Consider the following 11,210-nt stretch of genomic DNA (forward strand, 5'->3'; position numbering starts at 1 on the left):
CATCCGCGAGGCTGGAGACTTCCGCGTAATATTGCTGGTTCACGAGAACGCGCGGCAGCGTTTCGGAATTGATCTCGACGAGCCAGCCGCCGTCCGATCCCCGCCGCACGAACACGTCCGGAATGACCGGCACCACGGGCTCGCCGCCGAACGCAAGGCCGGGCTTTGGGTTGCAGGCGCGGATGTCCTCGATCATGCCGGCGATGTCGTCGCGGTCGGCGCCGGTGACCTTCATGAGCTGGTCGAAGTCGCGCTTGGCGAAAAGGTCCAGATGGTCGAGGAAGCTCTTCATGGTCGGGTCCAGCCGGTCGCGCTCGGCAAGCTGGATCGCGAGACATTCTTTCAGGTTGCGGGCGCAGATACCTGCCGGCTCGAAGCCCTGCAGAACCTCGAGCACACTGAGCACGTCCTCGATTTCGGCGCCGAGCCGCTCCGCGACCTCGTCCATATCGGCGACGATGTAACCGGCCTCGTTCACCTGGTCGATGAGATAGGCGCCGATCAGCCGGTCCTGTGGCACTTTGAGAGACATCTGCATTTGTTCGGTGAGATGTTCCGAAAGCGTCGCCTCGCGTGTCAGCGTGGCCTCGAAGGAGAACTCGTCATTGCCCTGTCCGCCGCCGCTGGAGGTTCTGAGCGACTGCCAGTCGGAGCTTGAGGAGCCGGCAGCCGCCGCCTCGTTCTGCACGTCGCTGCGCGCTTCGTCGGCATAGACATTGTCGTAATCGGTATCGAGGTCGCTTTCCCGGCCGGGCAGGGGAGAGTCCTCGCTGAGCGAGAGCCGTTCCTCGGAGGAACGCGGCTCTTCGGGCTTGTCGGCAGGGGTGTCGTCGCGGGCGCGCTCGCTCTCTGGCTCGCCGGAACTCGCCTCGAGCAGCGGATTGCGCTCGAGTTCCTGTTCGACATATTCGGCAAGCTCCAGATTGGAAAGCTGCAGCAGCTTGATCGCCTGCTGCAGTTGCGGCGTCATGACAAGGCTCTGGCCTTGTCGCATCTCCAGCCGCGGTGCGAGCGCCATGAGCCCCTATGCCCCCCGTCCGTTACGCATTACGATCTCAAGCCCCATCATCGTTTTCACAGGCTGAAGCGGTCGCCGAGATAGAGACGGCGCACATCTTCATTGCCCACGATTTCGGAAGGCTCGCCTTCCATCAGTACCTGGCCATCGTGAATGACGACCGCGTGGTCGATCAGTTCCAGCGTTTCGCGCACATTGTGGTCGGTGACCAGCACGCCGATGCCCCTGTCCTTCAGATGCGCCACGAGATCGCGAATATCGCCGATCGCGATGGGATCGATGCCCGCGAACGGTTCGTCGAGCAGCATGAAGGAAGGTTGCGTGGCCAGGGCGCGCGCAATTTCCACGCGCCGCCTTTCGCCGCCCGACAGCGCGATGGAAGGTGTCCGGCGCAAATGGGTAATCGAGAATTCCGCCAGCAGATCGTCGAGAGCCGTCTCGCGCCGGTCGCGGTCGCGTTCCACCACTTCCAGCGTGGCGCGGATATTCTGCTCCACCGTCAGCCCGCGAAAGATCGAGGCCTCCTGCGGCAGATAGCCGATTCCCATCCGCGCGCGCCGATACATGGGCAATCCGGTCACGTTGAGACCGTCAAGCGCGATGCTGCCGTAATCGGGCCGGATCAGGCCGGTAATCATGTAGAAGACGGTGGTCTTGCCGGCCCCGTTCGGGCCCAGAAGGCCCACGGCCTCGCCCCGATGGAGGTTGAAGCTGACCCCGCGCACCACGGGACGGCCCTTGAAGCTCTTGCCGATCTTCTCGACCTGGAGGCCGGCATTGCGGGTCACCAGCTGCGGACCGTCGTCGGGGGAAGCGGAGGGGTTTTGCCCCCGCTCCGCGTCCGCGGCGCGCTGTGTCGCGCTATGTCCGGTCTGGGTCGAAGTCATTACCACCTCAGCGTTGAAAGCTCATCAAAAGACACTTGGCATTAAAATTGTATGAAATGCCGTGAATTACCAAGTCCCTTATTCCTTCTTGTCGGTCTCCGGGGGCTGGAAAAGGCCTTTGACCCGCCCGTTTCCGCCAATTTCCGTCCCTCCGGACGATTTGCCGCCGGTCACACGGCTTTCGCCGCTATTCAGGTCGACAAAGAGCCGGTTTCCCCGGATGACGTTCTTGCCCTGCCGCAGCACGACGCTGTCGCCCATATTGATGCGCCGCGTCGCGACCTGATATTCCGCCCAGTTGCCGCTCGCGGATTGCTCGTTCGGCGCGCTCACATGCACGCTGCCGGTGGCCTTGATCTTCTCGATCCGGTTGCCGCCGCTTCCCTGCTTGCTGGCGTAGTAGACGGTCAGCTTGTCCGCTTTCATGCGCACATCGCCCTGCACCACGACCACATTGCCTGCGAAAGTGGCGGTGCCCTTTTTGTCGGCGACTTCCAGCCGGTCGGACTCGATTTCGATGGGCGCATCGGGCTTGTTGGCAAAGCCCGACATGCTCTGCGCATGCGCCGTGGCGGCGGCGCCGAGGCACATCGGGAGGAGCAGGCTGCCCAGAAGGGCATGGTGCCATGCATGGCGCCGGCTGCGCCGCATCGCCTCGATACCTGCAAGGCGCCATGCCCGCACGGTCTTCAATCGCTTCATTGTGCCCCCTCGTTCTGATCGTCCGGCGTACCGGCTTGCGTCTCGTCCTGGCCTTTTTCGGATCCGGCATCGCCGCCCGGATAGATTGTCGCCTTCACACGGCCGCTGAAATTGATGGTCTCCGACGCATTGTCGGCGGACAGGCTGTCGGCGCGCAGCGTGCCCATCGGTCCCTGGCCCCAGACTTCGTCATCGCTCTCGACCGTTCCCTTGTCGAAATTCACATCCGCCTTCTTGGCGTGGAATTCATACCCTTGCGTGGTGAAGAGATCGACCTTGTCGTCGAGCTTAAGCGTCTGGCGGTCGGTGTCGAGAAGGCCTCTGGCGGCATTCAGCGTCAGCCAGCCATTCGCTTCATCCGTCTTCAGGTCCGCATCGATATTTTCCAGCCGCACGAGATTGGGCTGCGCGGCGTCCTGCGTTGCGGTGTCCGCGTTCAGCTCATAGGGGCGGCCTTCCTTGTTGAGGCCGCTCACGCGCGGGCTCACCATACGCAGATCGTCATTCTGGGTGGCGATGTCGCGGAAGGTGATGTCGAGCTTGTCGTCGCGGTCGAAAAATCCCGAATAAACGAAAAGCGAGATGAAAAGCACCACGGCGGCGGCCGGCAGCAGAAATTTCATGAAGCTGACGAAGCGGCTGTAGCTCGACCGGGCAGGGCCGTCGCCGCCCGCCGGCATGCCGTGTCCGACAGAGGCATGTCCAACGGAGGCGTGAGAAGGGGCGGCGCGACCGCGCGCCTGCCGTCCTGCCGGTTCGTCCATCTGGTCTTGCTCCACTTGCGGCACGGTTGTTCTTCTTGCGTTTCGTCTGGCCGATTCGGGCGGTTTCACGCTCGTCCCGAAGCCTTTTGCTGCAGGAGGGGCCGCATGGGACAGCCTTTGCCGGCAGGGCCGACCATTGGCCGCGCTTTCTCAAGTATGCGCGCAAGCCTTTCCGGGCGTCAAATGGCCAAAGCCGTGCGATACCGGCGAAAATTACGCCTTTTCAAGGAGATGGCGATGGGAAGGTGGCTGGTCAACGGCCAATGGCGTTCACGCGCGAAGCGCCGCCGCCGCACCCCTCAATGGGCGAAGATATCCTCATCCGCCCAACCGGACAGATCGAGCGAGGCGCGCACCGGCAGAAAGGCGAAGCAGGCCTTGGCAAGTTCCATCCGGCCTTCGCGCATCAGCATGCCGTCGAGCGTTTCTTTCAGCGCATGCAGGTGCAGCACGTCGGAGGCCGCATAGGCCTTCTGCGCATCGCTGAGCTCGTCGGCGCCCCAGTCCGAGCTTTGCTGCTGCTTGGACATGTCGACGCCCAGCAGTTCTCTGGAAAGATCCTTGAGGCCATGCCGGTCGGTATAGGTGCGAACCAGCTTGGAGGCGATCTTCGTGCAATAAACCGGCGTCGTGACCACGCCCAGATAGCGCTGCATCATGGCGACGTCGAAACGCGCAAAATGAAAGATCTTCAGCACGTTCTGGTCGGCCATCAGCGCCCGCAGATTGGGGGCGTTATAGCTCGCGCGGTCGAGCTGGACGAGATGGGCGGTGCCGTCGCCCGCCGAAAGCTGAACCACGCAAAGCTGATCGCGATGCGGGTTCAGGCCCATCGTCTCGGTGTCGACGGCCACGCTGTCGCCGAAGGTCAGTCCGTCGGGAAGATCGCCCTTGTGAAGCGTGATCGCATCCGACATCGGAACTCCGCTCGGCGGGCGGCGCGGCTGCGCCGCCGAAGAAAGAGAATGGTGCCCAGGAGAAGACTCGAACTTCCACGCCCTTGCAGGCGCCAGCACCTGAAGCTGGTGCGTCTACCAATTCCGCCACCTGGGCACTTGGAGGCGTTGACTTAAAGAGGCAGGCAGGGTTTGTCAATCGGATGAAGCGCTCATTCCGGCCTTTTTGAAGTCCCGCGGCCCGTACAGGCTTTCGGGGGACTTTGCTGCAAGGCACCATTGGGCTATCTAGGGGTGGAGTTCTGGCTGCAGGGCTTACCACCGCGTTCATTCGAGGCAGGCATGTCGAATTCCACCGAAAACCGGACCAAACGGCTCAAACCCGGCGCGACCATCGCCATTTTCGGCGCATCCGGCTTTCTCGGCCGTCACATCGTCCAGAATCTGGCCGCGCGCGGCTACCGTATCCGCGCGGCGGTGCGCCGGCCCAATGATGCGATGTTTCTCAGGCCGATGGGCGCTGTCGGTCAGGTCGAACCGTTTCAGGCCAATGTGCGCGACGACGCATCCGTGAGGGCGGCCATTCGCGGCGCCGACGCGGTGGTCAATCTGGTCGGCATTCTCGCGGAAGGCGGCAAGCAGACCTTCCAGGCCGTCCAGGCCGAGGGCGCGGCCCGCGTGGCGCGCGAAGCGAAGGCGGCGGGAATTTCCGTCTTCGTGCAGATGTCCGCGCTGGGCGCCGATCCCGAGAGCGCGTCCGGCTATGCCCGCAGCAAGGCGGAAGCCGAAGACGCCCTGCGCCAGACGCTGCCCGAGGCGGTCATCCTGCGCCCTTCCATCGTCTTCGGTCCGCAGGACGGCTTTTTCAACCGCTTCGCCGCGATGTCGCTTGTCTCGCCCGCCCTGCCGCTCATCGGCGGCGGCAAGACGAAGTTCCAGCCGGTTTATGTGAAGGATGTGGCCGAAGCCGTGGTTCGCGTTCTGGAGCGCCCGGATACGGCAGGCAAGACCTATGAGCTGGGCGGCCCGGATGTGCGCAGCTTCAAGGAGCTGATGGAACTGACGCTGCGCGAAATCGGCCGCAAGCGCATCCTGCTGCCGCTGCCCTTCCCGCTGGCGAGCTTCATCGGCTGGTTCGCCCAGCTTTTGCCCGGTGCGCCGCTCACCGTCGATCAGGTCCGCCTTCTGCGTCACGACAATGTGGTGAGCGAGGACGCGGCGAATGAAGGCCGCACGCTGGAAGGCCTGGGCATCAAGCCGGTCATGGCGGAAGCGATTCTCGAGACCTATCTCTTCCGCTTCAACCGTCAGGGCCAGTATGCCCAATACAAGACGAGCTGAGCGCCGGAGGGATTGATCGGGCGAATGCCGCCTATCGCGAAGGAGCCGGGATGAATATCGGCGAAGCAGCGACAAGATCGGGCGTTCCCGCCAAGACGATCCGTTACTACGAGGAAATCTCGCTGATCGACGCGCCGCGGCGCGGGGCGAACGGCTATCGCGATTATTCGCAGGACGATGTCCATATGCTGCGCTTCATCGCCCATGCGCGCGGGCTCGGCTTCACCGTTGCGCAATGCCGCGACTTGCTGGCGCTCTACAACGACCGCGACCGCAACAGCGCCGACGTCAAGCAGATCGCCCAGGATCATATTTCGGAGATCGACCGCAAGATCGGCGAACTCCGGTCCATGCGGGCGACGCTCGACAGGCTCGCCCGCAAATGCCATGGCGACGAGCGGCCCGACTGCCCGATTCTCGACGAGCTTTCCGCCGACATCTCCGGCGAGAATGCGGGCTGAAACGGCATATGGGCGATTTCGCTTAACGGCGGCGGTGTTTGCGCGATAGTAATGAAGCGCTGTGATTCACCTGTCGCATCCTAGCCGTGCGGCGTTTCCCCTACCGCCAGATTGCCGATATGCGCACCCTCTTTCACATGCCTATTTCTCCGGCCTGCCGGACCTTGCGCCTTCTGATGGCGGAAAAGGACATTGCCTTCGAACTGGTCGAGGAGAAGGACTGGGAGCGGCGTCTTGAATTCCTCTCCCTCAACCCGGCCGGCGAAGTCCCCGTGCTGCTGGAGGAGGATGGCGAGCCGCTCGCCGGTGTCATGGCGATTGCCGAATATCTGGAAGAGACCTATACCGACGCCCCGCTTTTGCCGGGGGACGCCAAGGCGCGCGCCGAAGTGCGCCGGATCGTGGACTGGTTCGACCGGAAATTCGCCGCCGAAGTCAGCGAAGGCCTGCTCTTCGAAAAGGTGACCAAGCGCTACCTGCATGCAAGCCAGGGCGGCGGCGGGCCGGAAATGGCCGTGGTCCGCGCCGCGCTCCACAATCTGCGCTACCACCTGGATTACATCAGCTATCTGATGGAAGAGCGGAACTGGCTGGCAGGCGAGGAACTCACCCTTGCCGACCTCACAGCGAGCGCGCATCTTTCCTGTCTCGACTATGTCGGCGACGTGCCCTGGAACCAGTATCCGGCGGCCAAGGAATGGTATGTGAAGCTCAAATCGCGGCCGTCCTTCCGCGGCGTCCTGGCCGACCACGTGCCCGGCATGCCGCCCCCGAAATTCTATGCCAATCTCGACTTCTGAAAACGCGGATTTGAAGACACGCATCGCCGCGAAAGCGCGCGAGGCAGGCTTCGATGCGGTCGGCTTTACGCGCGCCGATGCGCGGCCCGACCTGCCGGCGAGGCTTTCGCGCTGGCTGGAGCTTCGCCGTCAGGGCGATATGGGCTGGATGGAAGAAACCGCCGCGCGCCGTTCCGACCCGCTGACGCTCTGGCCGGAAGCGAAATCCGTCGTCATGCTCGCCATGAATTACGGTCCGGCGGAAAATCCGCTGCCCCGACTGGAAGAACGCGACCGGGCCGTCTTCTCCGTCTATGCGCAGAACCGCGACTATCACGACCTCGTCAAGAAACGGCTCAAGCGGGTTGCGCGCTGGCTGGCGGAAGAGGCGTCCGTGGAGGTGAAGGTTTTCGTCGACACCGCGCCGGTGATGGAAAAGCCCTTCGCCGAGGCCGCAGGGCTTGGCTGGCAGGGCAAACACACCAATCTCGTTTCGAGCGAGCTTGGCTCGTGGTTTTTTCTCGGCGCCATATTCACCACGCAGGCGCTGGAGCCCGATACGCCGCATGAGGACCGCTGCGGTTCCTGCCGGGCCTGTCAGGATGTCTGCCCGACCGATGCCTTCCCGCAAGCCTATGAGCTCGATGCGACGCGCTGCATCTCCTATCTCACCATCGAGCATAAGGGGCATATCCCGCACGAGTTCCGCCGCCCGATGGGCAATCGCATCTATGGCTGCGACGATTGTCTGGCCGTCTGTCCATGGAACAAGTTTGCGCAGGAGGCGCGCGAGACGGCGTTTCATCCGCGCGAGGATCTGGTGTCGCCGCTGCTCGCCGATCTCGTCACGCTGGACGATGCGGCCTTTCGCGCCCGCTTTTCCGGCTCGCCGGTCAAGCGGATCGGCCGCGACCGTTTCATCCGCAACGTGCTGATCGCCGTCGGCAATGCGGGCGATCCGGTACTGGCGATCCATGCAAGGCGCCTGTTGTCCGATCCCTCGCCGCTGGTGCGGGCCATGGCCGTCTGGGCGCTGGGCGAATTGTTCACCGGGGAAGAGGTGGCGGCGCTGGCGAAAGAACATCTGCCGTCAGAGGAAGATGAGGATGTGCGCGCCGAATGGCGGTCGCTCGCCGGCTGATCCTATTCGGCGTCGAGCAGTTTGCGGGCTTCCTGCGCTTCCGGCGCATCCGCGCGGCCTGTCGCTTCGGCATAGCGCACCACGTCCTGCCAGTCCACGCGCGCCGCGGCGACCTGTCCGAGATCGGCCCGCACGCGCCCGCGCTCCAGCAGCACGTCGAGACGATGACGCGCCGTCTCCGCCGCGCGGTTGATGTCGACTTCGGAGGCGCGGGGGTAGCCGAGCTTGCGATTGGCGATAGAGCGCAACACCAGCGCATCGATGGTGAAGGGCTCGCGCGCCAGCGCCTCGCTGGCGTCGGAGCGCACGGCTTTCCAGTCGCTCGCCAGCGCGTCCTGCCTGGCCCGGCCGATGTAATATTCCGCCTCATCCGGTTCGCGCGCGATGGCATAGCCGAAGGCCCGGCGCGCCTGCTTGTAATCCCCGGCAAGGCCCCAGGCATCGCCTGCCTGCGCATAGACCTTGGCGCGCTCGGCGTCCGGCGCGCCCGTCATCGCTTCCGCGAGATCGAAGAATAAGAAGGCCGCTTTCTCGTGTTTGCCCTGTGCACTCAGGGCCAGTCCCTCGCAATGCGTCGCGGCGACGAGCGCACCGTCCGTCTTGGCCGCCTTGCGCCAGACGGCCGCCTGCTTCGCGGCCTCGGTTGGATTTTTCTGAACGAGGTCGAGGCAGGACTGATAGTCCTCTACCTTCTGGCTTGCGGCGCTCGCTTGCGACGCATAGGTGAGAGGGGCGAGCAGGGCCAGAAGGCCGACAAGGCATGACAGGTTCCGTTTCATGGCCGGTAGGGTCGGGGAGCGGGGATCGAAAAACAAGTTAAAACGGCAGCATTTATGAGCGATCGGGTGAGCAAGCGTTTGTTCTGTTTCGGCTTCGGCTTCAGTGCCGAAGCGCTGGCGCGCCGCCTCGCGCCGAAGGGCTTTACCGTCGCGGGCACCACCCGCGGCGAAGCGAAGGCGATGCGCATGAAGGCCGAGGATGTCGAGCCCTGGCTGTTCGCGGACGGCAAGGGGATCGCAGACCCTGAAAGGGCCCTGGCGGGCACCACTCATCTCCTGATTTCCACGCCGCCGGGTGAAGACGGCGATCCTGTCCTCGCCGCTCATGCCGATATCCTCAGCCGCCTCGTGCCGCAGCTTGAATGGGTCGGCTATCTCTCCACCACCGGCGTCTATGGCGACCGGCAGGGCGCGTGGGTGGATGAAGAAAGCGCTCTGACGCCGGATACCGAACGCGGCCGGCGTCGCCTTCGCGCCGAAGATGACTGGCGCGCGCTGGGCGCCCCGCTCCACATCTTTCGTCTGGCGGGCATTTACGGGCCGGGTCGTAACCAGCTTCGTAGTCTGAAGGACGGCAAGGCAAAGCGCATCGTGAAGCCCGGTCAGGTCTTTTCGCGCATCCATGTGGACGACATAGCCGCGATCCTCGAAGCCTCCATCGCAAAGCCCGATCCGGGCGCGGCCTACAATGTCTGCGACGACGAGCCCGCGCCGCCGCAGGATGTCGTCGCCTATGCCGCGGAGCTTCTCGGCATGACGCCGCCGCCTGAAATTCCCTTCGAGGAAGCCGAGCTGTCGCCCATGGCGGCGAGCTTCTATTCGGATTCCAAGCGCGTCTCCAACCGGCGTATCCGGGAGGAGCTCGGGGTGGATCTCGCCTTCCCGACCTACCGCGAAGGCCTGAAGGCTCTTCTGGACAGCGGGCGGTTTTATGGAGCGGGCCCGTAAAACCCCTTATTGCCGCTTTCACAACGCCTTGGTAGCGATGACGGCATTAGGTTCGCTTACGGAGAAGAAGCCCCCATGCCGCACCAAAAGTCGCACCATTTCCACGCCATCGTCTGGATCGACCATCACGAGGCCCGCATCCTCGACTTCAATCCCGACGATACGCAGAGCGAAACGGTGCACCCGCGCCACCCGGTGAAACATCTCCATGTGAAGGCCGGTACGCTGTCGAGCTGGCGCGCGCCGGAAGACAAGGAATATTTCGACGAGGTGGCGACGAAGCTCGTCGATATCGGCGAAGCGCTGCTGGTGGGCCCCGCCAATGCGAAATTCGAGCTCTACAAATATCTGCAGGCGAAACATCCGCAGACGGCGGAGAAGGTCGTCGGCATCGAAACCGTCGACCATCCCACCAATGGCGAGCTGGTGAACTACGCGAAAGCCTATTTCATGAAGGCCGACCGTATGCTCCCGCAGATCGTCGACTAGAAATTTCCTACTTCTCCAAATCGGCGATCAGCGCTTCGATCTCGCCCCTCAGCCGCGCAATGTCGGCGGGCGTCGAGAGGCGATGGTCTCCGCTTTTCGACAGGCTGATCGTGATGTCCTCGCTTGCGAGCGTCTCGACAAGCTTCATCGCATGTTGCCACGGCACGTCCTCATCCTTCATGCCCTGAAGGATGCGCACCGGGCAGGTGAGCGGAATAGGCTTGTCGAGGAGCATGTGCTCGCGCCCTTCCTCGATGAGTTTCATCGAAATCTCATACGGCTCGTCGTCATACTCCGACGGCTGGCGATAGATGCCGTCGCGTTTCAGCGTCGCTTTCACCTCGTCGGAGAAACCTTCCCACATCAGCGCCTGCGTGAAATCTGGCGCAGGCGCAATGAGCACCAGCCCGCGCACGCGCTCCGGGCGGGCGAGAGCGGCTAGCAGCGCAACCCATCCCCCCATGCTGGAGCCGATCAGGATTTGCGGCCCTGCGGTCTTCTCGTCGATCATGGCGAGCGCATCGTCGCGCCAGCGGCCGATCGTGCCTTCGGTGAAACGGCCCGACGACGCGCCATGACCGAAATAGTCGAAACGAAGAAACGCCCGCCGGGCCGCTTTCGCCCAGTCGGCCAGCGCCGTCGCTTTGGTCCCCGTCATGTCGGATTTGAAACCGCCGAGCCAGGTGAGGCCGGTGGGGCCGGCGGGCGTCGTCGGCACTTCGCGCGCATAGGCGATGGTCTCGGCCTCTGCGCCGGGCGTGATCGGGGGGCGGGCGAACTTGCCCGTTTCGGTCGTCTCGGTCATCTTGGACATCCTCGAACGCTCTTCCCTTAAGGACGCGCCTAACCTGTGGCTTTGCGCGCCGAACCGCAAGGACCGACATGAATCCCGACCGCAACCCGTTTGCCGATCTCGGCCGCCCGACGATCCTGCAGGTGATCCCGGCGCTGGAAACGGGCGGGGCGGAGCGCACCACGGTGGATGTCGCCCGCGCGGTCGTCGCG

The 11,210-nt window shown here is 63.7% G+C and carries 13 protein-coding genes and 1 tRNA gene; 6 read left to right on the top strand and 8 right to left on the bottom strand.

The window, feature by feature from the left end; genetic code table 11:
- The 6 genes from CMI59_RS03215 to CMI59_RS03240 all read right to left on the bottom strand — a co-directional run.
- Window positions 1-1,018: RNA polymerase sigma-54 factor (locus CMI59_RS03215; protein WP_293324669.1), on the bottom strand; the 1,018-nt coding region annotated here is incomplete at its 3' end.
- Window positions 1,019-1,074: 56 nt separating this feature from the next.
- Window positions 1,075-1,905: an LPS export ABC transporter ATP-binding protein gene (gene lptB / locus CMI59_RS03220; RefSeq protein ID WP_293324672.1), complete on the bottom strand. Its 831-nt coding sequence runs from the start codon at window positions 1,903-1,905 to the stop codon at window positions 1,075-1,077.
- Between the two features lie 78 nt (window positions 1,906-1,983).
- Window positions 1,984-2,607, bottom strand: coding sequence for a lipopolysaccharide transport periplasmic protein LptA (gene lptA / locus CMI59_RS03225; RefSeq protein ID WP_293324675.1), 624 nt, complete (start codon window positions 2,605-2,607; stop codon window positions 1,984-1,986).
- Complete coding sequence (lptC, locus tag CMI59_RS03230) at window positions 2,604-3,371, bottom strand: LPS export ABC transporter periplasmic protein LptC (RefSeq protein WP_293324678.1); 768 nt, start codon at window positions 3,369-3,371, stop codon at window positions 2,604-2,606. The genes lptA and lptC overlap by 4 nt, the downstream gene beginning before the upstream one ends.
- Window positions 3,372-3,670: 299 nt before the next feature.
- Window positions 3,671-4,288, bottom strand: a complete 618-nt coding sequence (locus CMI59_RS03235; protein ID WP_293324681.1) for a ribonuclease H-like domain-containing protein — start codon at window positions 4,286-4,288, stop codon at window positions 3,671-3,673.
- Between the two features lie 49 nt (window positions 4,289-4,337).
- Window positions 4,338-4,424: transfer RNA gene (locus tag CMI59_RS03240), tRNA-Leu, on the bottom strand.
- 185 nt (window positions 4,425-4,609) lie between these two features.
- Between CMI59_RS03240 and CMI59_RS03245 the strand changes: the two genes are divergently transcribed.
- The 4 genes from CMI59_RS03245 to queG all read left to right on the top strand — a co-directional run bounded on the left by CMI59_RS03245 (window position 4,610) and on the right by queG (window position 7,989).
- Window positions 4,610-5,608: a complex I NDUFA9 subunit family protein gene (locus CMI59_RS03245; RefSeq protein WP_293324684.1), complete on the top strand. Its 999-nt coding sequence runs from the start codon at window positions 4,610-4,612 to the stop codon at window positions 5,606-5,608.
- 50 nt (window positions 5,609-5,658) lie between these two features.
- A complete protein-coding gene (gene cueR, locus CMI59_RS03250; protein WP_293324686.1) occupies window positions 5,659-6,069 on the top strand; it encodes a Cu(I)-responsive transcriptional regulator in 411 nt (136 codons plus the stop codon).
- A gap of 119 nt (window positions 6,070-6,188) precedes the next feature.
- Complete coding sequence (locus CMI59_RS03255) at window positions 6,189-6,869, top strand: glutathione S-transferase family protein (protein ID WP_293324702.1); 681 nt, start codon at window positions 6,189-6,191, stop codon at window positions 6,867-6,869.
- A complete protein-coding gene (queG, locus tag CMI59_RS03260; protein ID WP_293324689.1) occupies window positions 6,850-7,989 on the top strand; it encodes a tRNA epoxyqueuosine(34) reductase QueG in 1,140 nt (379 codons plus the stop codon). Before CMI59_RS03255 ends, queG begins: the two co-directional genes overlap by 20 nt.
- A 2-nt stretch (window positions 7,990-7,991) precedes the next feature.
- Here queG and CMI59_RS03265 read toward each other — a convergent pair whose 3' ends face one another.
- A complete protein-coding gene (locus tag CMI59_RS03265; protein ID WP_293324692.1) occupies window positions 7,992-8,768 on the bottom strand; it encodes a hypothetical protein in 777 nt (258 codons plus the stop codon).
- A gap of 66 nt (window positions 8,769-8,834) precedes the next feature.
- On the opposite strand from CMI59_RS03265, the gene CMI59_RS03270 reads away from it, so the two are divergent.
- Both CMI59_RS03270 and CMI59_RS03275 read left to right on the top strand, forming a co-directional pair.
- Window positions 8,835-9,716, top strand: a complete 882-nt coding sequence (locus CMI59_RS03270) for an SDR family oxidoreductase (RefSeq protein WP_293324694.1) — start codon at window positions 8,835-8,837, stop codon at window positions 9,714-9,716.
- A gap of 75 nt (window positions 9,717-9,791) precedes the next feature.
- A complete protein-coding gene (locus CMI59_RS03275; protein WP_293324696.1) occupies window positions 9,792-10,205 on the top strand; it encodes a translational machinery protein in 414 nt (137 codons plus the stop codon).
- A gap of 7 nt (window positions 10,206-10,212) precedes the next feature.
- On the opposite strand, the gene CMI59_RS03280 is transcribed toward CMI59_RS03275, so the two are convergent.
- A complete protein-coding gene (locus CMI59_RS03280; protein WP_293324699.1) occupies window positions 10,213-11,010 on the bottom strand; it encodes an alpha/beta hydrolase in 798 nt (265 codons plus the stop codon).
- Between the last annotated feature and the right edge of the window lie 200 nt (window positions 11,011-11,210).

This window comes from Parvibaculum sp. (assembly GCF_002684405.1).
In the GTDB taxonomy this organism is placed as follows: domain Bacteria; phylum Pseudomonadota; class Alphaproteobacteria; order Parvibaculales; family Parvibaculaceae; genus Parvibaculum.